Origin of the sequence: Pedobacter cryoconitis, assembly GCF_014200605.1 — a bacterium.
Lineage (GTDB): Bacteria > Bacteroidota > Bacteroidia > Sphingobacteriales > Sphingobacteriaceae > Pedobacter > Pedobacter cryoconitis_B.
The window spans coordinates 53,300-75,957 of sequence record NZ_JACHCE010000002.1 but is presented as its reverse complement, the minus strand read 5'-3'; the positions used below and the strand labels follow the sequence as shown (position 1 = coordinate 75,957).

Here is a 22,658-nt window from a genome sequence, read left to right as displayed (position 1 = left end):
GACAGAGAACCTACGGGTTCGGTATTTGATAAAAAATAATATATAATCCAATGAAAAAACTTTTCCTGCTTGACGGTATGGCGTTGATCTACAGAGCGCATTTTGCATTAAGTAAAAGCCCTAGATTTACTTCTACCGGTATCAACACCTCGGCAGTAATGGGCTTTGCCAATACTTTAATGGAAGTCCTTAAAAAGGAAAAACCAAGCCATATAGCGGTAGTTTTTGATACTGAAGCGCCTACAGAAAGACATACAGATTTTGTTGCTTACAAAGCACACCGGGAAAGTATGCCAGAAGATTTATCTGCAGCTTTACCTTATATTTTTAAACTGATTGAAGGCTTTAATATCCCTGTCATTACCAAAGATGGTTTTGAAGCGGATGATATTATTGGAACCCTGGCCAAAGAAGGAGAAAAAGCTGGTTTCACGGTTTTCTGTATGACACCTGATAAAGATTTTGCCCAGTTGGTTTCTGAGAATATTTTTATCTATAAACCAGCCAGAATGGGTAATGAGATGGAGATCATCGGTGTTCCGGAAGTTCTGGCCAAATGGGAAATAGAAAATGTGTTACAAGTAATTGATATCCTCGGTTTATGGGGAGATGCAGTTGATAATATCCCTGGAATCCCTGGAATAGGGGAAAAAACTGCTAAATTGCTGATTAAGCAATATGGCTCTATGGAGAATATTATTGCAAATGCAGAGCAGTTAAAAGGCAAGCAGCGTGAAAATGTGATTGCTTTTGCTGATCAGGGGATGATTTCTAAAAAACTGGCGACAATCATTCTGGATGTGCCTGTAGAATTTGACGAAAAGTCATTGCTTTTAGAAGAGCCAAGCAGAGAGTTGCTGGAACCTCTTTTTGCAGAGCTGGAATTCCGTACTTTAGGTAAAAGGGTATTTGGAGACGGATTCAATATCGGAGATGCCAGGGCAGGCGGATCACAGCAAACTGATTTGTTCGGAAATGCTGTAGATCAGCCCGTAAGCAAACCTAAGACATTTGAACAACTGCCTAATTTGTTTGAGCAGCCACCTGTCGGAAAAACAATTGCAGATACTAAGCCTGACTATCAACTGGTAGATACGGCAGCCAAAAGGAAAACACTAATTGACCTGTTGCTTCAGCAGGAAAGTATATCATTTGATACAGAGACTACAGGAACAGACGCGAACAGAGCAGAGCTTGTTGGTCTTTCTTTTTGTATTGAAGCCGGAAAAGCATGGTATATCCCGGTTCCGGCAGATGCAGCAGAAGCACAGGTTATAGTAGATGAATTCAGGCCTGTACTGGAAAATGAAAAAATAGGCAAGACAGGACAGAATATTAAATATGATATTTTAGTGCTTAAATGGTACGGAGTAGAGATCAAAGGAAAACTTTTTGATACCATGCTTGCACATTATCTGATAGATCCTGATACACGTCATAATATGGACGTACTTTCGGAGAACTATTTAGGTTATACCCCGATTTCTATTACTACGCTGATTGGCCCGAAAGGAAAAAATCAGGGTAATATGAGAGATGTACCAGTAGAATCTGTTGTGGATTATGCTGCTGAAGACGCTGATGTTACTTTACAGCTTGCCCATGTTTTCAAGCCGATCCTGAAAGACCTGAATGCAGAAGACCTGATTACCAATATTGAGAATCCGCTGGTTTATGTATTGGCTGATATGGAGAAAGAAGGGGTTCGGATCGATATGGAAACACTGATCAGTTATTCTAAAGATCTGGAAGTGGATATCCGCAGATTTGAACAAAGTGTTTATGATAAAGCAGGAGTGGTCTTCAACCTTGCTTCTCCGAAACAATTGGGAGAAGTCCTTTTTGATAAGCTACAGCTTGATCCTAAAGCAAAAAAGACAAAAACAGGTCAGTATCAGACCGGGGAGGATGTTTTATCGGCCCTGGCCCATAAGAGTGATATTGTCAAAGATATTCTTGACTTCCGCCAGCTGCAAAAACTAAAATCAACTTATGTAGATGCACTTCCTTTATTGGTTAATCCAAAAACAGGCCGTGTACATACAAGTTATAACCAGGCGGTAGCTGCTACAGGAAGATTAAGCTCAAATAACCCTAATCTTCAGAATATCCCTATTCGTACAGAGCGTGGCAGGGAAGTCCGTAAAGCATTTATTGCAAGAGATGCGGATCATGTGTTGCTTTCTGCGGATTATTCGCAGATAGAGCTTCGTATTATTGCTGATATCAGTAAGGAAGAAAACATGCTGGATGCTTTTAACAAAGGGATCGATATCCATACGGCAACAGCAGCAAAAGTTTATGGAATTACGATTGAAGAAGTAGATTCTACACAACGCCGTAATGCGAAAGCAGTAAACTTTGGGATTATTTATGGACAGTCTGCTTTTGGTTTGTCTCAAAACCTGGGTATTCCGAGAAAAGAGGCTGCGGAAATGATTGAACAGTATTTTACGCAGTATCCGGGAATTAAGAGGTATATGACTGATACGATGAATTTTGCCCGTGAAAATGGTTTTGTGGAGACAATGATGGGTAGAAGAAGGTATTTAAGAGATATTAATTCAGCTAATCAGACCGTACGTGGCTTTGCAGAGCGAAATGCGATTAATGCGCCAATACAAGGATCTGCTGCTGATATGATCAAAATTGCTATGATCAATATTCATCAGGATATTAAAGATCAGAAGTTGCAGTCTAAAATGACGATGCAGGTACATGATGAGCTTGTGTTTGATGTACTGAAACCGGAAGTTGAGGCAATGAAAAAGATTATTACACATCGAATGAAGACGGCGATTAAGACGACGGTACCTATTGAGATCGAAATCGGTGAAGGTAGTACCTGGCTGGAGGCGCATTAAGGGGCGATCATCTTACGGTTTACAAACAGCGATGCCCTGGTTTACTGATCGCATTCATCTGAAGGGATGAAAGATATCAGAAACCAGGGCATCGCTGTTTGTAAATTCTAAAGAAACTCTGGAAATAAATCCAGGATTTCCTCAGGGGTGTGTTGTTGGTAAGGTGGTTAATGTTTAATTCAAAAACTTAAAAAGAAACCATTAAAAGAAACCTAACCTTAGATCGTAATTGTTTCTCCTATTTCAGGTAATAACAACACTTTACCCTCTCTTTCAAATTTGGCTACTGCTTCTGCAGTATCAATTGCTATAGCCGGGAAAGTGTTATAGTGAACACCAATAACACGGCTGCAATTGATATATTTAGCAGCAATGATTGCGTCATCTGCATCCATGGTGTAATTACCACCGATTGGCAGAATTGCATAATCCAGGTTATAAAGATCAGCAAGGATCTTCATGTCGTAGTTTAAAGAAGTATCACCTGCAAAATAGACGGTTTTTCCTCCTGTTTCCAAAACGAAGCCTGCTGGGTTCCCGCCGTAGCTTCCATCTGGCATTGAGCTTGAATGTGTAGCCCAAACCATACGAAGTTTTCCAAAGTTAAACGTTGCAGAACCATAATTCATTGGGTGAATATTTGTCAGTCCTTGTTGTTCAGCCCAGGCAGCAACTTCTGGCATCGCTATAACTACTGCACCTGTTTGTTTTCCCAGAAGTACAAGATCAGCAACATGGTCACCATGTCCATGACTTACCAGGATGTAATCAGCTTCGATTTTAGTCGTGTCAATTGCTGAAGCAAGAGGGTTATGAGTGATAAATGGATCGAATAGAAATTTCTTTCCATCAGCCTCTAAAAGAAAACAGGATTGTCCGTAATAGGTGTATTTCATTTTTTTTGTGTTTTAATGTTTGGGTTTACTGACCGAACATTCCGCCTAAACCACCAAGCATATCCTGAGTGGCAGCCTGCATTTCGGTCGTATTAACTATTTCTGCCTGTTGCAGTGCTTTGTTGATAGCGGTTAAAAGTAGTTCTTCAATTTCTTCTTTGTCAGCTTGTTTGTAGAACTCTTCATTGATGTCTATCGCTGTAATTGTTTTGTTTGCTGTTGAAGTTACTTTGATTGCACCACTTTCAACTTCTGCATAAACGTAAACTGAGTCTAAACGTTTTTTGATTTCTTCAGCTTTTTGCTGAGCAGCCATTAATTTATCGAACATAATTTCTTTTTTTTATTGAAGAACAAAATTAAGACAAATTGGTTTAGAAACAGTTTAAAAATGGGAGTGCTCAACTCTTTTTCCTTGGTTTAGCACGTACATACTGATCCGGCCATTTGATTTCATCATCCAGTTCAAATGCGGCATGCAGTGGGAAATAAGGATCTCTTAGAAGTTCTCTGGCTAACATAATCAGGTCGGCCTTTCCCTCCTGAAGAATGTCCTCAGCTTGTTTTGCTGTCGTGATTAAGCCTACGGCACCTGTTAAAATACCTGTCTCTTTGCGGATGGCATCAGAAAATTGTACCTGATAACCCGGAAAAAGAGGGATTTCCTGGTAATGGATATTTCCGCCCGATGAACAGTCAATTAAATCGACACCTTTAGTTTTAAGAATAGCTGATAGTTTGACTGCATCTTCTGGAGACCAGCCGTTCTCAGCCCAGTCAGTAGCAGAAATACGAACAAACAGGGGTTTTTCGGTTGTCCATACTTCACGGACCAGGACGATAACCTCCAGTAAAAGACGTATCCTGTTTTCGAAGCTTCCACCGTATTCATCTGTTCGCAGATTACTTAGCGGAGAGAAAAACTGATGGAAAAGATAACCATGTGCAGCATGGATTTCTATGACTTGATAACCGGCTTCAATACTTCTTAATGTGGCAGCCCTGAAGTCTGATTTAATCTTTTCAATATCATTGACAGTTAAAGCTATGGGAGCCTCATCATGGTCGTGGAAAGGAATTGCACTTGGAGCTTCAGCTTTCCAGCCCCCATCTATTTCTTTAATTTGTTTACCTCCGTTCCAGGGTAAATCAAAACTTGCTTTCCTGCCAGCATGGGCTAGCTGGATACCAGCAACAGCACCATTTTGACGAATAAAAGAAGTAATACGTTTCAGAACAGGGATATGTCCGTCAGACCAGATTCCCAAATCTCCCGGAGAAATTCTTCCCGCCGGGGAAATCGCAGTAGCTTCCTGAATAATCAATGCAGATCCGCCTATCGCACGACTGCCTAAATGGACTAAATGCCAATCGTTAGCATAGCCATCTTCGGCCGAATACTGACACATTGGAGAAACAACAATCCTGTTTTTCAAGGTGATGTTCTTGATATTTAATGGCGATAATAAAATTGACATTGACCTGTAGATTTATATGCAAATAAACGGTGTCAGGATCGATTTGTTTATCACGGGAATATTGTTTTTTTAATATATGACAGAAAAGCGATAAAGGACTTGTTTACACAATCGTACGTGTTAAGAGGATGATTGCATCAGTGCTGCATTAAAGCGGATAAATAACTTAAATAAATCAGCAAACTTGGTGAGCGGCAGGGTGGCATAAACATCATCAATATCATGGTAAGCACTTATACCTCCCTGGGTATAAATAAAAAATGCAGGAACCCCCTTTTCTGTGAAAAAGTAATGATCACTGTTCGCTGCTTTATTACGGGGATTAATTTTACTCAGATATTTATACTGGTCATTTATTTTATTCAGCAATGCAAATTCTTTTGGGAGGATCGTCGCATTTACTACTGTAATCCCTTTTTCTCCCGTGCCAACCATATCCATGTTGATTAAGAACCTGATATTGGAAAGAGGGACCGGAGGAAATGTTGTAAAGAAAGAAGAGCCTTTGAGCCCCGGTTCTTCTCCTGCAAAACAGACAAATGCAATAGTATAGGGTGCTGGGTTTTTAGCATAATATTTAGCAAGGTTCAGCAATAGGGCTATTCCGCTTGCGTTATCATTCGCTCCGGGGAAAAATGTATGGTCACCCATGCCCCCCAAATGATCATAATGTGCAGTGATCATCAATAACGAATCAGGATGTTTTGTCCCTTTGACTACTCCACAGATATTGCTGGTGATAAATTCAGGAATAAACTCCTGTTCAATATTCGCCTCAATAGAATCTGGTTTGGCGGTCAGGGCGGTCTTTTTAATTTCCAGTACCGTAAAATCTTCCACTTTCAATGCCGCACTCCAGGTGAGTTTATCTTTCAGCACAACAGCTACCCGCTGTTCGGGGTTTACAAAGATGCTGTCCGTTTGCTGCATCTTCATTTTGCCATGCAGACCTTTGCTGGAGGGCTCAATGATAAAATCCCTGCCCGGGATTAACTGTTGTCCATTAACGGAGACTTCCATTTTCCCCGGGAAAGTATTCACAGGATAAGAGAAATTCTGCCTGTAATCATTTCCTTCCATAGGTTTCAGGCCGGCCTTCCTGAATTCATCGCAAAGATAAACTGCTGCCCTGGCCATTCCTTCTTTGGTATAACCTCTTCCCCAAAAGTCTGTAGAGGTAAGCTTTTTTATAGTCTTTCTGGCTGCAGACATATTTTGTGCGGAGACAGCAGAAGGGAATCCTGAAAAAATAAGTGCTATAAGAAAAAGGAATTTCTTCATAAAATGGGCATTAACTAACCAGGATAAACTTACAAATAAATTAACAGGATGGTTTAAGGATATCAGATTCAAAAACTGGAGCGGAAATAAGTCTGACTTATTCCTCCAGATTGACAGCATATTCATCCCCTCGGCGAATTAACAAATATTTAATCTTTATGCTGTTTTATCTTATTGAGATATCCCGTAATTTTGAGCGTTGACCTCATGAGGCCCAAGGAGTTGATGAAATGTAAAAAAATAAAAAACCTGTTGCACAACTCGATATTTATTTAAACCTTTACAGCATTAATATTTTAAAGCGGGAATTGTACAGAAAATGATCAAACAGATAATACATAAACTTTCAATCGTAACAGCAAAGAACATTGCTGCGAGAAGTTTATATATTGAACGTCTGGAACCGGTCATTTATGTAACCACCAGCCGGCAAAATTATACACCCCGTATTTGAGTTAATTCTAACTCAATCTTTAGAGGCTTACGTCTCTTCAAAATCAATTAATAAGAATATTTTATCTTTTTTTCGTTAACTATTAATGAATATAAACGATTTTATAGTGCAGGTTGCACTTCCTGAACATCGTGTTTTTGCAGAAGAAATCTGTGAAGAAATGGCTGAATCGGCTAAAGCACGAGGCACAGGTATCGCTAAACGCTCTCCTGAGTATGTGGGTGGAAAAATGACTGAGGGGAAATCAGTCATTGCTTTTCACAAGGATGGCTCATGGGCTGGGTTCTGCTATATTGAAACCTGGAGCCACGGACAGTTTGTGGCCAATTCAGGATTAGTAGTCAGTCCTAAGTACAGAAAAGTGGGACTTGCCCATACGATTAAACACAAAATTTTTGAGTTATCACGTCAAAAATATCCTAAGGCTAAGATATTCGGATTGACTACGGGGCTGGCAGTAATGAAAATTAACTCCGATCTGGGTTATGAACCAGTAACTTATTCTGAGCTTTCTCAGGATGAAGAATTCTGGAAAGGATGTCAGAGCTGTGTGAATTTCGAAATCCTGAAAAGTAAAGACCGTAAGAACTGTATGTGTACAGCAATGCTTTATGATCCTGCCACACAGAAACATGACGTAGCAAAGAAATTTGCAGAAGAATTAGAACGCAAGCCTAAGTTATATGAACGCTTTATGCGCATCAAACAAAGACTAGTGCTTAAGCCAAAATCTCCTGATGATAAAGGAGGCCTGAAATCAATATTACATTTACCAACTCTATTTTTTAAATAATAACACACACACATTGCTCATGAAAAAGAAAGTAGTTTTAGCTTTTAGCGGAGGTTTAGATACTTCATTTTGCTGTATTCACCTGGCACAGGACCGTGGACTGGAAGTTCATTCAGTAATTGTCAATACAGGTGGTTTTTCTGATGAAGAACTACAGGAAATCGAAAAAAGAGCTTACGCTTTAGGGGTAGCTTCTCATGCAGTGGTTGATGAAACTGCAAATTATTACGATGGATGTATTAAATACCTCGTATTTGGTAATGTATTGAAAAATGCAACTTATCCGCTTTCTGTAAGTGCTGAGCGTGTAAGCCAGGCTACAGCAATAGCAAATTATGTGAAAAAGATTGGTGCTGATTACGTGGCTCACGGAAGTACAGGGGCAGGTAATGATCAGGTTCGTTTTGATATGATCTTTAATATTATCATTCCTAATGTAGAAATTATCACTCCGATCAGAGATTTGAAATTATCCCGCGAAGCGGAAATAGAATATTTAAGTAAACACGGAGTTGAATATAGCGCAGAAAAAGCAAGATATTCTATCAACAAAGGTTTATGGGGTACTTCGGTAGGAGGAAAAGAAACGCTGACCTCTAACGAAACTTTACCAGAAGAAGCATGGCCAACACAGGTTTCTGAAACACAGAGCCGCAGGATTGAACTTACTTTTGAAAAAGGAGAGTTAGTGGCACTTGACGGTGAGCAATTAGAACCAGTAAAAGCAATTCAGAAATTACAGGCTATTGCACAGCCTTATGGTATAGGACGTGATATCCACGTTGGAGATACAATCATTGGAATTAAAGGACGTGTAGGTTTTGAAGCTGCTGCGCCAATGGTTATCATTAAAGCACACCATACTTTAGAAAAACATACTTTAACAAAATGGCAGTTGTCATGGAAAGAGCAATTATCTTCTTTTTATGGAAACTGGCTGCATGAAGGTCAATTCCATGATCCTATTATGCGTAATATCGAAGCCTTCCTTGCAGATACACAACAGACGGTAAGCGGAAAAGTGTTTGTAGAGTTATTACCATACAGATTCCAGATTATCGGTATTGAGTCTGATCACGACCTGATGAGCAATAAATTTGGCAGCTATGGTGAAATGAACAATGCATGGAGTGGCGAGGACGTTAAAGGCTTCTCTAAAATATTTGGCAACCAGGTCATGATCTGGCATAAAGTGAACAGCAATGAAGATTAAAGCAGGTATAGTTGGCGGTGCCGGATATACCGGTGGTGAAATGCTGCGTCTGTTAGTTCATCATCCAGACGTAGAAATTGTATTTGTACATAGCAACAGTAATGGTGGTAATCTGATCTCAGATGTTCATACTGATCTTTTAGGAGATACTGATCTGCGTTTTACAGCTGAACTTTCTTCTGCCATTGACGTGCTTTTTTTATGCGTAGGCCATGGCGATGCAAAAAAATTCCTTGACGCAAATCCTATTGCGGCAGGGATTAAAATAATAGACCTGAGCCAGGATTTCAGATTGGCCCAGGCAGCAGGTACAGATTGGATTTATGGTCTGCCTGAACTCAACAGAGAGCGTATCAAAACAGCTGACTTTGTCGCAAACCCAGGTTGTTTTGCAACTTGTATCCAACTGGCTTTATTACCTCTGGCTGCAAATGGCCTGTTGAAAAGTGAAGTCCATATCAATGCCACTACAGGTTCAACAGGAGCAGGACAAAGTCTGGCAGCAACATCTCATTTTAGCTGGCGTAACAATAACCTGTCTGTTTATAAGGCTTTTGAACATCAGCATTTGAATGAAATCGGGCAAAGCCTTTTACAGCTTGACACAGATTTTAACCAGGAACTGAACTTTATCCCGCAACGCGGAGATTTCACCAGGGGAATTCTGGCTGCGGTTTATCTGGAGAGTGATTTAACAGCAGAACAGGCACAAACTATTTACGAAGATTATTATAGCGAACATCCTTTTACACATGTAAGTAAAAAGAATATCGATCTTAAACAAGTAGTCAATACGAATAAAGGATTAGTGCATGTCGAGAAGCATGGTAGCAAGTTGTTAATAATCAGTATTATAGATAACTTATTAAAAGGGGCAAGCGGACAGGCGGTACAGAATATGAATTTGATGTTTGGATTAGACGAACGGCAGGGCCTGAAACTTAAAGCAGCAGCTTTTTAGACCAACAAAAGCAGACTGTCTATTTAAATAGTCTGCTTTGCAATCAAATTATTTTACGAACCACCTGAGATCAGAATCTGAGGTAAAAAGCTTTTAAAAAGATGAACTTATTCGATGTATACCCTTTAAATGATATAGAAATTGTTAAAGCCTCAGGCAGTACCGTATGGGATGCCAATGGGCAGGAGTACCTTGACCTTTATGGCGGACACGCTGTAATTTCTATTGGTCATACCCATCCTCACTATGTAAAACGTTTGACAGATCAGTTGAACAAAGTAGGGTTTTACTCTAATTCAGTAAAAATACCACTGCAGGCAGAGCTTGCAGAAAAATTAGGTAAAGTATCAGGAAAGACTGACTACCAGTTATTTCTTTGTAATTCTGGTGCTGAGGCTAATGAAAATGCTTTAAAACTGGCATCTTTCTATAATGGAAGAAAAAAAGTAATCGCTTTCAAAGGTGCTTTCCACGGCCGTACTTCTCTTGCGGTGTCTGCTACAGACAATCCTAAAATTATTGCACCGGTAAACAGCACAGACCATATTGTTTTTCTTCCTTTCAATGATGAACAGGCTCTTAAAGAGGCTTTCGCAGCATACGGAGAAGAAATCAGTTCTGTGATCATTGAAGGCATACAAGGTGTTGGCGGTATTAAAGAAGCTTCTGTAAGTTTCTTACAGCTTATCCGCACTTTATGTGATCAGTACAATGCAGTATATATTGCTGATAGTGTTCAATGCGGTTATGGCAGAACAGGTCTATTTTATTCACATGACTATGCAGGTGTAAATGCAGACGTTTATACCATGGCCAAAGGAATGGGCAATGGATTTCCGGTAGCGGGAATTGCTATTGCACCAAAATTCACTGCATGGCACTCTATGCTGGGTACTACTTTTGGTGGAAATCACCTGGCTTGTGCAGCTGCTCTTGCAGTTCTGGAAATCATGGAACAGGATCAGCTGATGGAAAATGCAGCGAAAATCGGTGACTATTTAATCACAGAACTTAAAAAGACCGAAGAAATCCGTGAAGTAAGAGGACGTGGTTTAATGATCGGTATTGACCTTCCGGAAGAACTTTCTCAGGTGAAAAAGAACCTGTTGTTTAAACAGTTTATCTTCACAGGAGAAGCTAAACCTAATGTGATCAGATTATTACCAGCACTTAACCTGACTAAAGCACAAGCAGATCAATTTTTAGAAAACTTTAAAATTGCTATAAAAGGATGAACCAGTTCACTTCAGTAAATGATGTCCAGGACATCAGCCAATTAGTAAAGGATGCCCTTGCATTAAAAAGCAATCCCTATGCAGATCAGCAGCTGGGAAAAAATAAAACTCTTGGGCTGGTTTTCCTGAACCCAAGTTTACGTACCCGTTTAAGTACTCAGAAAGCAGCCATCAACTTAGGAATGAGTGTAATGGTGATGAATATGGATAAAGAAGGATGGGCACTGGAAACTGAAGATGGAGTAGTAATGAATGGGAATACTGTGGAACATATTCGTGAAGCAGCAGCGGTAATGGGCCAGTATTGTGATATCCTGGGGCTTCGTTCTTTTCCAAAACTGGTTAGCAGAGAAGAAGATTATAACGAAGATTTCTTTAATAAGTTTATCAAATATTGTGGTGTACCTGTAGTTAGTCTGGAAAGTGCAACCCGTCACCCTTTACAGAGTCTGGCAGATTTGGTTACAATTAAAGAAACCTGGAAAGGAACAGCTAAACCTAAAGTTGTTTTAGCATGGGCACCACATATCAAAGCTTTACCACAGGCAGTTCCTAACTCTTTTGCAGAATGGATGTGTAAAGCACAAGAGGAAGATATGCTTGATTTTACCATAGTACAGCCAGAAGGTTACGAACTTTCCGAAGATTTTACTTCTGGAGCTCATATCACGAATAACCTGCACCAAGCATTAGAAGGTGCCGATTATATTTATGTGAAAAACTGGTCAGGCTATAAAGAATACGGAAAAATACTTCCTTATCCGGAAGGCTGGATGCTAACTAATGAGCTTTTAAAAGAGACGAATGACGCTAAAGTAATGCATTGTCTGCCAGTTAGAAGAGATCTGGAACTCTCATCTGAAGTATTGGACGGGCCAAATTCTTTAGTGATACATGAAGCAGGAAACCGTTTGTGGGCAGCACAAGCAGTTTTGAAAGGTCTGTTACAAAAGCTATCTTAGGAGGGCCGGATAGCGCTGTAAAATGATGCTTCTGATGGCTTTAAACCATTACAAACCTAAATAACAAATAGACCAACAGATGAAACGAATAAGCCTTTTATTTTGTGCGCTATTCTTTACCGCACTATCTTTTGCGCAGCAAAAAACTGTCGACAGCTGGACTGACGGTAAATTTATTACCGTCAACGGTGCTAAATTATGGGTGGTAACTGTTGGACAGGGTGACCCCATCATTTTTATTGCCGGCGGACCTGGCGGAGCACATCCCGGACTAAGAAGTTTTGATCCTTTAGCAGATGCCAATCACCAGTTAATCTACTTTGACGGGTTTGGAAGAGGGAAGTCAGATACTGCAAAAGTCGTTTCAGATTATAGTTTACAAAGAGATATTGAAGATATAGAAGGGTTAAGAAAAGCTTTAAAATTAAATAAAGTCTCTCTTTTAGGGCATTCTTATGGTGGCCTGGTTGCGCAGGGCTATGCAATTAAGTACCCGAATAACGTCAGTCACCTGATTCTTGCCAATACTTTTCACAGTTATGTGATGTGGCAGGAAAATGATGATAACTCTAACCATGAAATCAAAACCAATTATCCTGAAGTATGGGCAGACCTGATGAAAATCAGAGAGCAGGGGGCTGTTTCAAGTGATGCTCAGCATCAGGAAATTTACGGTAAAGTCCCTTACGGATTTTTATACGCTTATAATCCTGGTCAGTTTGTCGCCAGAGGCAGAAAACCATATCCAAATAGTATGAATACCAAACTTTACTATCAGATGGTAGGCAGAGATGGTGATTTCTATGTGGGAAGTGATATCGGGACTTTTGATTTCAGAAAGCAGTTAAAGGATTTAAAAATGCCAATTCTGATTATTGGTGGTCGTTTTGACAGAGTTGCAACGCCCTGGATGATGGTAAAATACAAAGAATACTGTCCGCAGGCACAATTTGTAATGTTTGAAAAATCAGGTCATAACCCACAGGTAGAAGAACCGGAAAAAGAATTTCCTATCATCAACGAATTCCTTAAAAAATAAAGAATGAAGCAGCTAACAGTTATAAAAATAGGTGGAAATGTAATCGATAACTCAGAGAAGCTGCACCAGTTTCTTGTTGACTTTACAGCTTTGCAGGGAGATAAGATTCTGATTCATGGTGGTGGTAAGATTGCTACTGAATTAGGTACTTCTCTGGGAATTGAACCTAAACTGGTAGATGGACGCAGAATTACAGATATTGAAACGCTGCGTGTCGTTACAATGGTCTACGGCGGGCTGATTAATAAAAATATGGTAGCGCAGTTACAGGCCAGAGGATGTAATGCAATTGGATTGAGTGGGGCAGATGGCAATGTGATCAGGGCTGTAAAACGTCCTGTAAAAGAGATAGACTTTGGTTTTGTAGGTGATCTGGATGAAAATTCGGTATCGGTTACTACGCTGGACAGTTTACTGAAAAGTCAGCTGGTACCCGTTTTATGTGCCATTACACATGATGGAGAAAGTCAGCTGCTGAATACAAATGCAGATACTATTGCTTCTGCGGTTGCTGTAGCGATGTCTTCAGTTTATGAGACCAGGCTGGTTTACTGTTTTGAGAAAAAAGGGGTATTGAAAGATGTGGAGGATGAAAATTCGCTGGTAACAGAAATCAAGAGAGAAGATTTTGAAAGATTACAAACAGAAGGAATAGTTTCAGGAGGGATGATCCCTAAATTACATAATGCATTTGAAGCCATCAGACAAGGGGTTAAGGCAGTCTATATTGGCAAAGCAGATGAATTACCACAGATTGATACACTGGGTTTTGGAACCCGATTAATAGATTAATATGGGAGAATTTACAAGAAAGATTGCCATACTTGGCAGCGGAAACATTGGTCTCTCGCTGGCTAAGGGATTAGTTAAAGCGAATTATGTAAAAGCGGATCAGATTACATTAACCAGAAGAACGATAAGCCATTTAACAGCATTTGCTGATCTTGGTTATCAGATCAGTGCAGATAATGCTGCTGCTGTAGCCAGTTCTGATGTTATCGTGCTTGCGGTACTGCCTCAGCAGCTGAATCAACTGATGGAACAGATTGCAGGTGCAATTGATCTGAAAAAGCATGTGATCATTTCTGTGGCTTCGGGAGTAAGCTGTGCGGCTATCCGTGAAAAATTAGGAGAAACCTTAGAAGTTATTCGTGCGATGCCTAATACGGCTATCGCCATTGGCCAGTCTATGACCTGTATTGCGACAGATAATGCTTCTGCAGCCCATGTAAGTGAAGTATCCACCATGTTTGAAACTGTTGGTGCTGTAGTGAAGATAAATGAAGACCTGATGACTGCTGCGACAGCTTTATGTGCCTGTGGTATTGCTTTCTTTTTAAGGGGAATCCGTGCGGCTTCACAAGGTGGGGTAGAAATTGGTTTCCATGCAGATGAAGCTTTAAAAATGGCAGTTCAGACGGCAAAAGGGGCAGCGGACCTATTATTACAGATGCAATCGCACCCTGAGCAGGAAATTGATAAAGTAACATCGCCAAAGGGATGTACCATTGCCGGACTGAATGAAATGGAACATAATGGGTTCAGTTCATCTCTGATTAAAGGCATTAAGCTTTCGGCTATAAAAGCCGGGGCATTATATACAAAAGAATAAATTATGATAGAGACGCTGCAAAAGGATAGTTTAGAATTGTTAAAGAATCTGATCAGTATACAATCTTTCAGTAAAGAGGAAGATAAAACTGCTGACCTGATCGGGCAATTTTTGCAGGAACGACAAATTAAAATACACCGTAAGCTGAATAATATCTGGGCTTACAACAAATACTTTGATGCCAGTAAGCCTACTGTACTTTTAAATTCGCACCATGATACGGTAAAGCCTAATACAGGCTATACGAGAGATCCATATGAACCGAAAATTGAAGACGGAAAGTTATATGGACTGGGAAGTAATGATGCAGGGGGGTGTCTGGTTTCTTTGATCGCAACTTTCCTTTATTTTTATGAACAGGAAGACCTGGCTTATAATATTTGTTTAGCAGCTACTGCTGAGGAAGAAATATCAGGTAATAATGGGTTGGAATGTGTAATCCCTGATCTTGGAGAACTGGAATTCGCTATTGTGGGTGAACCGACAGAGATGAATCTTGCCATTGCAGAAAGAGGGTTATTAGTTCTGGATTGTACTGTGACCGGAAAAGCTGGCCATGCGGCAAGAGAAGAGGGGGATAACGCTATTTATAAAGCGTTAAAAGATATTGAATGGTTTAGAAGTTACCGTTTTGCAAAGGTATCAGAGGTTTTTGGCCCATTGAAAATGTCTGTGACTATTATCAATGCAGGTTCTCAGCACAACGTGGTCCCTGCAACCTGTACCTTCACCGTTGATGTACGTGTTACAGATGCTTACAGCAATGAAGAGGTCTTGAAAATTATCCGGACCAATGTGGATTGTGATGTAAAGGCACGGTCTGTCCGGTTAAAACCTTCATCAATTGATAAAGAGCATCCGCTGGTGCAGTCTGGTATTGCGCTTGGCAGAACTACTTATGGGTCACCAACTACTTCAGATCAGGCTTTATTAAGCATCCCATCTGTAAAAGTAGGTCCGGGCGATTCTGCGCGTTCCCATATGGCAGATGAATACGTGTTTGTAAAAGAGGTTGCTGAAGGCATACAACTATACATTGATATGCTTAAACCTGTGATTAAAGGGAAGTAAGCTGATAAGACAGGATGATACTTATTCTGTCATTTAATATTTGCTCTTAAAGAGCGTTTTATAATTTGAATATATAATGAAGATCTGGCAAAAAAATATAGAAGTAAATAAAGGTATTGAGAGTTTCACTGTGGGTAAAGACAGAGAGCTGGATTTACAAATGGCGGCTTTTGATGTACTTGGATCGCTGGCGCATGTAGAAATGCTGGAAAGTATTGGTTTACTGACTGCTGCTGAACTTGCTGAAATACAAAAAGAGCTTAAAAATATTTACGCTGAAATTGAAGCTGGAGACTTTAAAATTGAAGATACGGTAGAGGACGTTCATTCACAGGTAGAATGGTTGCTGACCCAGCGTATCGGAGAAGCAGGTAAAAAAATTCACAGTGGCAGATCACGTAATGATCAGGTGCTGGTTGACCTCAAATTGTTTTTCAGAGACAGAATTGAAGAAATGGTAAGCAATTCTGCTGTTTTATTTCAGCAGCTTATCGCGCTGAGCAATACCCATAAAGACAAATTATTGCCAGGTTATACGCATTTGCAGATTGCCATGCCTTCTTCTTTTGGGCTTTGGTTTGGTGCTTATGCAGAAAGCCTGGTCGATGATATGGAAATGATGCTTGCAGCCTGGAAAATCTGTAATAAAAACCCTTTAGGTTCTGCTGCGGGTTATGGCTCGTCTTTCCCATTAAACAGGACTATGACAACCAATCTTCTGGGTTTTGAAAACCTGAATTATAATGTCGTTTATGCGCAAATGGGCAGAGGTAAGACAGAAAGAGTACTTGCTCAGGCGATGTCTTCTGTAGCAGCAACACTGGCTAAAATGGCTATGGACGTTTGTTTATTTATCAATCAGAATTTCGGTTTTATTAAGTTCCCTGATGAACTGACTACAGGTTCGAGCATCATGCCGCACAAGAAAAATCCGGATGTATTTGAACTGATCCGTTCCAGATGTAATAAGATCCAGGCATTGCCGAATGAAATTGCAATGATGACCACTAACCTGCCATCAGGTTATCACCGTGATTTGCAATTATTAAAAGAAAACCTTTTCCCTTCGATAGTGTCTTTAAATGAATGTCTTGAAATGACAACTTATATGTTGCAGCATATCTCTCTTAAAGATGATATTCTATCAGATAAAAAATATGCTTATTTATTTAGTGTAGAGGTGGTTAATGATTTAGCTTTAAAGGGTGTTCCTTTCAGAGAAGCTTATCAGATAGTAGGAGAGACGATTGAAAATGGTACCTTTGTACCGGGAGTTAAGGTCAATCATACACATGAGGGTAGTATAGGAAATCTATGCAATCCGCAAATTGAAGAGATGATGGAGACTATTCTCGACCAGTTTAATTTTGAAAAAACGAAGTCAGCTATTCAAAGTTTGCTGGCATAATTCTAACCATTAATAAATTATAAAACATGAATGTATCAGTATTAGCAAATACACTTATTGGGTCAGAAATCATTAAAATTGGTAATGAGGTTAATGAGCTGAAAAGCAAAGGTGCTAAGATTGCCAATTTAACTATCGGTGATTTTGACCCTTCAATTTTTCCTATACCTGCAGGACTGAAAGCTGAGATTGTTGATGCTTATAATCATAATCATACAAATTATCCTCCTGCTGACGGTATTTTGGCGCTGCGTGAAACAATAGTAGACGTATTAAAAGACAGATATGATCTTGATTTTAAAACCAATGAAATATTAGTTTCAGGCGGTTCGCGTCCTTTGATCTATGCAACTTACCTGGCATTGATTGATCCGGGGGATAAAGTAATTTATCCTGCTCCATCATGGAATAATAATCACTACTGTCACCTTTCTTCTGCAGAAGGTATTGCTGTAGAAACTACTGCTGAAAACAATTTCATGCCTACGGCTGAGCTGTTAAAGCCACATCTTAAAGGAGCGACCCTGCTGGCTTTATGTTCTCCATTGAACCCTACCGGTACAATGTTTACTAAAGAGCAGCTGGAAGAGATCTGTGATCTTGTAATTGAAGAAAACAACTCAAGAGCTGCTGGTGAGAAACCATTGTACATTATGTACGATCAGATTTACTCTTTATTAACCTTTGGAAAAGAGCACATCAATCCTGTTAGTTTGCGCCCCGAATTAAAAGATTACACGATTTATATTGATGGGATCTCTAAATGTCTTGCAAGTACCGGTGTACGTGTAGGATGGGCTTTCGGACCAGATAAAGTGATCAGTAAAATGAAAGCTTTATTAACGCATATTGGTGCATGGGCACCTAAAGCGGAACAGGTAGCTGTTGGTAAGTTTTTTGCCGGCAAAGGAAAGGTTGATGAGTTCTTAACTTCATTTAAAGCACAGATTCAGGATAGTCTGAACGCTTTGTATAAAGGTTTCCAGGGGATTAAAAGTGATGGTTTCGCTGTTGATGCAATTGAACCTATGGGTGCGATTTATCTGACTTTAAAAATTGATTATATCGGTAAAACTACTGCTGAAGGCGATTTATTGAAAGACAGTACTGATGTGAACTCTTACCTGATTAAAGAAGCACAGGTCGCATTAGTGCCGTTTTCTTGCTTCGGTAATGATGAAACTAAAGCCTGGTTCCGTGCTTCGGTTGGTGCTTGTTCTCTGGCTGATATCAATGAAATGATTCCACGCGTTAAAGCTGCGTTAAGCAAGTTGAAATAATCTTTAAGATTTATAAATTGAAAAGGGTATGCTGATCACACTGATCGGGATACCCTTTTTTATTATTTGATACTCCTGCGTGAAACAATTAAATAACCAGATGTGAAAAATAGTATTGCATAAGTAAGGCTGGCCCAGAGTTCTCTGGTAAAGAATTGAGTACTATCTTTAGCCATAGACAGTGTAATGACGGGATGACTATAAGGAAAAAGATAAGCAAATTTCCATTTAGCTGAAGCGATCATAATCCCGATGATTATCCCAACAAATCCTAATCCCATTGGTTTTAAAAAGTCGCTCCAGATCAGGCTGATGATAAATTGAAGGGACAATATGCCCAAAGCAGCCAGAAATAGTTTCAGATATATTCTTGAAAGTAATTCAATAGGGTTAAACTCATTAAACCTGAGTGCTGGTTTGAGTAAATGTGCAGCATTGCCAAATAGATAAGTTAACAGACAAAAAAGTGAGAGACAGATAAAGGTCAGGATTACTGCATATAAATATTTTGCGCTATAGATTGATAGTCTATTTAAAGGCAGAGAAAAGAGACTTTTCCAGGTATCATTTTTATGCTCTATGTTATGAACAGAAAAAGCCATAAAGATGACGTAAAAAGGTAAGATGAGGTATCCCATAGGGCTCACAATCTGTCCTGTATAGTTAAACCACAAAATATTGGGAGACATTTCGGTCAGGCCTCTTGTCGTTGCGAGATAACCAAAAGAAATCAATCCACAAATAATTACCGGTAGCAGAATTGATGCCCAGAAGGCTAATGTTTTTCTTGATTTATAGAATTCAGAGCGTAATGATAAGTATAATGACTGCATATTAATTATTTCTGGTAATGTCTAAGAATAGATTTTCAAGATTTTTTCTAACCTGAAATAAGCTAAACACAGTGAAGCCATTTTGAATTAGCAGGGTGTTGATTTCTCCGGTTTCCTCTGGAGATGTATAATCCAGAATAATCCGGGTTTCTGTTTGAATTTGTATTTTAAAGCCTTGCTGGATTAAAAAACTGACCGCCCGTTCCGGCTGACTGACTTCGATTTCAATGGTAGGATTACTCAACTGATGCAATTCATTGATAGTACCCTGGAATAAAAGCTTTCCTTTGTTAATAATACCAACATGGGTCGCTATTTTTTCAATTTCACTTAATAAATGACTGGATATTAATATTGTTTTCTGATGTTTAGTGGCCAGCTCAATTATCAGATTGCGGATTTCTATAATCCCACCCGGATCTAATCCGTTAGTCGGCTCATCCAATAACAATAACTCAGGATTAGCTAATAAGGCCATAGCGATACCTAAGCGCTGTTTCATTCCCAAAGAATATTCACTTGTTTTTTTATCGGCAGCATCTTTTAAACCGACCAGTTCTAATTGCGCTAAGGCCCTGTTTTTTTGGATGTTCAGCAATATACAGCGGTTTAACAGATTCTCTTTACCAGAAAGGTGTGCATACAAGGCTGGTTGTTCAACTAAGGCACCTATTTTCTTCAAGATTTCTATCCTGTGCTTGTTGATCTCTTTTCCAAAAATAAAAACAGTGTCTTCAGGAGATTTTAATAAGTTCAGAAGTATTTTGATCGTTGTGGTTTTGCCCGCCCCGTTATGGCCAAGAAAACCGTAGATACTGCCTTTTTCAATTTTCAGAGATAGGTTATCTACGATCTTTTGTTTACCAAAATAATAGGTAAGTTCATGTGTTTGGATAGCTGTATTAATCATTATTGAGAAAGAGGTAAGTTAGTTTTTACTAAAGGATCACCTGTGTTTATAGTAGTCTTTGCAGCGGTATTTGTATCCTGAATAATAGGGTTCGGACCGATCATTACTGTAAAGACCATGAGTACAAAAACCGGAATTAATAAGAGTATAAATGGCGAGACATTAAACAGATTTTTCATAATCATTTGTTTTGATGAAACAAATAGAATGATTTAAAAAATGCAGCTAAAATGTTTTATACCAATTGCTTGTTATCCTAGATGAACGGTTAAGTCAAGGTTAATGGCCTATTTGAATGTTATTTTGGCATTCGTAGATTGAAAATGGGCGTTTGTCGAAATTTGTCTGTTTTTTTATATCCGTGTTTTCGGGTATAAAAAAAGGCAGTGCCGGTTTTTCCCGTACTGCCTTTAATTTTGATATGAATTCTGATTATTTGAATTCAGAAGTCTTATGGAATTCAATATCCGGATAATCTCTTTTAGTCATATTGATCATGAAATCATTGTCGGCAAGAAATACTGGATTTCCGTCTTTATCTTCTCCAATATGTTGTCCTTTGCGTTTCACAAACTCTTCCAGTTTCTTTTTATCTGTTGAAGTTACCCAGTTTGATCTGCTATAGCTTAACATGCGGAAATGTGCTTTTGCACCATATTCATGCTCTAACCTGAAGGCGATTACTTCGAACTGTAATTCACCAACTGCACCAATAATTTTTCTGTTTCCTGGCTGTTGCGTAAATAATTGAGCAACGCCTTCTTCTGTGAGCTGTTGTATCCCTTTCTCAAGCTGCTTGGTCCTTAGCGGATCTTTGTTCTCCACTTCCTTGAATATTTCGGGAGAGAAGCTGGGAATACCCTTAAATTGCAATTGTTCGCCTTCAGTCAGGGTATCTCCAATTTTAAAGTTACCACTGTCATAAAGACCAACCACATCACCTGGCCAGGCTTCTTCTACAATACTTTTTTCGTTAGCCATAAAGTCCATTGGGTTAGAAAACTTAAGTTTTTTACCCTGACGTGTATGGAAATAGAACTTATTTCTTTCAAATTTACCGGAACATATCCTTAAGAAAGCGATACGGTCACGGTGTTTAGGATCAAGATTGGCATGTATTTTAAAGACAAAGCCTGAAAAGTTTTTCTCTTCAACCAATACTTCTCTTTGTTCTGCTTCTCTGCTTCTTGGGCTTGGAGCGATATTAATAAACGTATCCAGTAATTCTTTGATCCCGAAGTTATTAATGGCACTGCCAAAAAATACAGGGGCCAGCAGACCTTCTGTGTACATATTCTGATCTAATGTACCATAAACACCTTCTACTAGTTCAAGGTCATTTTTTAATTCTCCAAGTTCTTTTGGTTTCAGGAAATTGTTCAGGTTCGGATCGTTCAGGTCGCTTACTTCTATAACAGGGTCGGCAATCTTTGTTTTATCTGGTTCGAACAGATTAAGGTGTTTGTTGTAGATACTGTAAACACCCTTAAAAGTATGTCCCTGTCCAATTGGCCATGATAACGGGCATAAACTGATATTCAATTTAGTCTCGATTTCGTCCAGCAGATCAAAGGCATCTTTACCTTCTCTATCCATTTTATTGATAAAGATAATTACAGGGGTATTACGCATCCGGCATACAGCCATTAGCTTCTCTGTTTGTTCCTCTACACCTTTTACACAGTCTACAACCAGGATTACGCTATCTACTGCAGATAAAGTTCTGTAAGTATCTTCAGCGAAATCCTTGTGACCTGGTGTATCCAGAATGTTGATGCGTTTATCTTTGTATTCAAAACCCATTACTGAGGTTGCAACGGATATTCCACGTTGTTTCTCAATCTCCATAAAATCTGAAGTACTGCTTTGATTGGCTTTGTTACGTTTTACAGCACCAGCGGTATTGATCGCTCCTCCAAACAGCAGAAACTTTTCAGTTAATGTTGTTTTTCCGGCATCCGGGTGACTGATAATGGCGAATGTTTTTCGTTTTTCTATTTCGGGGTGAATCATAAAGGGTTAAGCATATTGCTTGATGAGGCTGCAAAGATAAATATAATATATAAAATAAAAACCGGCCATTACAGCCGGTTCCTTTTTATTGTAATTAACTTCTTCCTGCCCTTGAAGATTCAGGTCTTTGAGAAGCGTCTCCTCCAGAGTTTCTTGATTCCTGCTGGCGTTGTTGTTGCTGTTGTTGACGTTGCTGTTGTTGCTGCACATCACGCTGTTGACGTTGTTGTTGCTGACGCTGCTGATCCTGCTGCTGGCGTTGTTGCTGTTGCTGGGCATCACGTTGCTGACGCTGCTGATCCTGCTGCTGGCGTTGTTGTTGCTGTTGCTGGGCATCACGTTGCTGACGCTGCTG

Annotated in this window: 21 protein-coding genes; 12 read left to right on the top strand and 9 right to left on the bottom strand. The window is 39.5% G+C overall.

The window, feature by feature from the left end; translation table 11 throughout:
* Positions 1-50 precede the first annotated feature (50 nt).
* Entirely contained in the window at positions 51-2,864 is a 2,814-nt protein-coding gene (gene polA, locus HDE68_RS06345; protein WP_183880117.1) for a DNA polymerase I, read from the top strand.
* Positions 2,865-3,082: 218 nt separating this feature from the next.
* On the opposite strand, the gene HDE68_RS06340 is transcribed toward polA, so the two are convergent.
* The 4 genes from HDE68_RS06340 to HDE68_RS06325 all read right to left on the bottom strand — a co-directional run bounded on the left by HDE68_RS06340 (position 3,083) and on the right by HDE68_RS06325 (position 6,519).
* Positions 3,083-3,760, bottom strand: a complete 678-nt coding sequence (locus HDE68_RS06340; protein WP_183880115.1) for a metal-dependent hydrolase — start codon at positions 3,758-3,760, stop codon at positions 3,083-3,085.
* Positions 3,761-3,785: 25 nt separating this feature from the next.
* Positions 3,786-4,091 carry a YbaB/EbfC family nucleoid-associated protein gene (locus tag HDE68_RS06335; protein WP_183880113.1) on the bottom strand — a complete coding sequence of 102 codons (306 nt, stop codon included), beginning with the start codon at positions 4,089-4,091 and terminating at the stop codon, positions 3,786-3,788.
* Between the two features lie 70 nt (positions 4,092-4,161).
* A complete protein-coding gene (gene namA, locus HDE68_RS06330; protein ID WP_183880111.1) occupies positions 4,162-5,238 on the bottom strand; it encodes an NADPH dehydrogenase NamA in 1,077 nt (358 codons plus the stop codon).
* Positions 5,239-5,358: 120 nt separating this feature from the next.
* Positions 5,359-6,519 carry a M28 family metallopeptidase gene (locus HDE68_RS06325; protein ID WP_183880109.1) on the bottom strand — a complete coding sequence of 387 codons (1,161 nt, stop codon included), beginning with the start codon at positions 6,517-6,519 and terminating at the stop codon, positions 5,359-5,361.
* 539 nt (positions 6,520-7,058) lie between these two features.
* On the opposite strand from HDE68_RS06325, the gene HDE68_RS06320 reads away from it, so the two are divergent.
* From HDE68_RS06320 to HDE68_RS06270, 11 genes are all read left to right on the top strand, one after another.
* Complete coding sequence (locus tag HDE68_RS06320) at positions 7,059-7,766, top strand: GNAT family N-acetyltransferase (protein ID WP_183880107.1); 708 nt, start codon at positions 7,059-7,061, stop codon at positions 7,764-7,766.
* 19 nt (positions 7,767-7,785) lie between these two features.
* Positions 7,786-8,979 (top strand): argininosuccinate synthase, encoded by a 1,194-nt coding sequence (gene argG / locus HDE68_RS06315; RefSeq protein ID WP_183880105.1) that lies wholly within the window; start codon positions 7,786-7,788, stop codon positions 8,977-8,979.
* Positions 8,969-9,940, top strand: a complete 972-nt coding sequence (gene argC, locus HDE68_RS06310; RefSeq protein WP_183880103.1) for an N-acetyl-gamma-glutamyl-phosphate reductase — start codon at positions 8,969-8,971, stop codon at positions 9,938-9,940. The genes argG and argC overlap by 11 nt, the downstream gene beginning before the upstream one ends.
* Positions 9,941-10,041: 101 nt before the next feature.
* Positions 10,042-11,175 carry an aspartate aminotransferase family protein gene (locus HDE68_RS06305; RefSeq protein ID WP_183880101.1) on the top strand — a complete coding sequence of 378 codons (1,134 nt, stop codon included), beginning with the start codon at positions 10,042-10,044 and terminating at the stop codon, positions 11,173-11,175.
* A complete protein-coding gene (locus tag HDE68_RS06300; RefSeq protein WP_183880099.1) occupies positions 11,172-12,137 on the top strand; it encodes an acetylornithine carbamoyltransferase in 966 nt (321 codons plus the stop codon). Before HDE68_RS06305 ends, HDE68_RS06300 begins: the two co-directional genes overlap by 4 nt.
* A gap of 79 nt (positions 12,138-12,216) precedes the next feature.
* Positions 12,217-13,176 (top strand): alpha/beta fold hydrolase, encoded by a 960-nt coding sequence (locus HDE68_RS06295; RefSeq protein ID WP_183880097.1) that lies wholly within the window; start codon positions 12,217-12,219, stop codon positions 13,174-13,176.
* A gap of 3 nt (positions 13,177-13,179) precedes the next feature.
* Entirely contained in the window at positions 13,180-13,968 is a 789-nt protein-coding gene (gene argB, locus HDE68_RS06290) for an acetylglutamate kinase (RefSeq protein WP_183880095.1), read from the top strand.
* Between the two features lies 1 nt (position 13,969).
* Positions 13,970-14,788 (top strand): pyrroline-5-carboxylate reductase, encoded by an 819-nt coding sequence (gene proC, locus HDE68_RS06285; RefSeq protein ID WP_183880093.1) that lies wholly within the window; start codon positions 13,970-13,972, stop codon positions 14,786-14,788.
* Between the two features lie 3 nt (positions 14,789-14,791).
* Positions 14,792-15,859, top strand: a complete 1,068-nt coding sequence (locus HDE68_RS06280; RefSeq protein ID WP_183880091.1) for a M20 family metallo-hydrolase — start codon at positions 14,792-14,794, stop codon at positions 15,857-15,859.
* A 76-nt stretch (positions 15,860-15,935) separates the two neighbouring features.
* A complete protein-coding gene (argH, locus tag HDE68_RS06275) occupies positions 15,936-17,267 on the top strand; it encodes an argininosuccinate lyase (RefSeq protein ID WP_183880089.1) in 1,332 nt (443 codons plus the stop codon).
* A gap of 26 nt (positions 17,268-17,293) precedes the next feature.
* The gene (locus tag HDE68_RS06270; protein WP_183880087.1) at positions 17,294-18,547 is read left to right on the top strand and encodes a pyridoxal phosphate-dependent aminotransferase; all 1,254 of its coding nucleotides are present in this window, start codon (positions 17,294-17,296) and stop codon (positions 18,545-18,547) included.
* A 62-nt stretch (positions 18,548-18,609) separates the two neighbouring features.
* On the opposite strand, the gene HDE68_RS06265 is transcribed toward HDE68_RS06270, so the two are convergent.
* The 5 genes from HDE68_RS06265 to HDE68_RS26500 form a co-directional block, all read right to left on the bottom strand.
* The gene (locus HDE68_RS06265; RefSeq protein WP_183880085.1) at positions 18,610-19,380 is read right to left on the bottom strand and encodes an ABC transporter permease; all 771 of its coding nucleotides are present in this window, start codon (positions 19,378-19,380) and stop codon (positions 18,610-18,612) included.
* Between the two features lies 1 nt (position 19,381).
* Entirely contained in the window at positions 19,382-20,290 is a 909-nt protein-coding gene (locus HDE68_RS06260; protein WP_183880083.1) for an ABC transporter ATP-binding protein, read from the bottom strand.
* Positions 20,290-20,469 (bottom strand): hypothetical protein, encoded by a 180-nt coding sequence (locus tag HDE68_RS06255; protein WP_183880081.1) that lies wholly within the window; start codon positions 20,467-20,469, stop codon positions 20,290-20,292. The genes HDE68_RS06260 and HDE68_RS06255 overlap by 1 nt, the downstream gene beginning before the upstream one ends.
* Positions 20,470-20,722: 253 nt before the next feature.
* Positions 20,723-22,303, bottom strand: a complete 1,581-nt coding sequence (locus HDE68_RS06250) for a peptide chain release factor 3 (RefSeq protein WP_183880079.1) — start codon at positions 22,301-22,303, stop codon at positions 20,723-20,725.
* A 94-nt stretch (positions 22,304-22,397) separates the two neighbouring features.
* On the bottom strand, positions 22,398-22,658 hold a 261-nt coding region (locus HDE68_RS26500; protein WP_260171660.1), incomplete at its 5' end, for a hypothetical protein.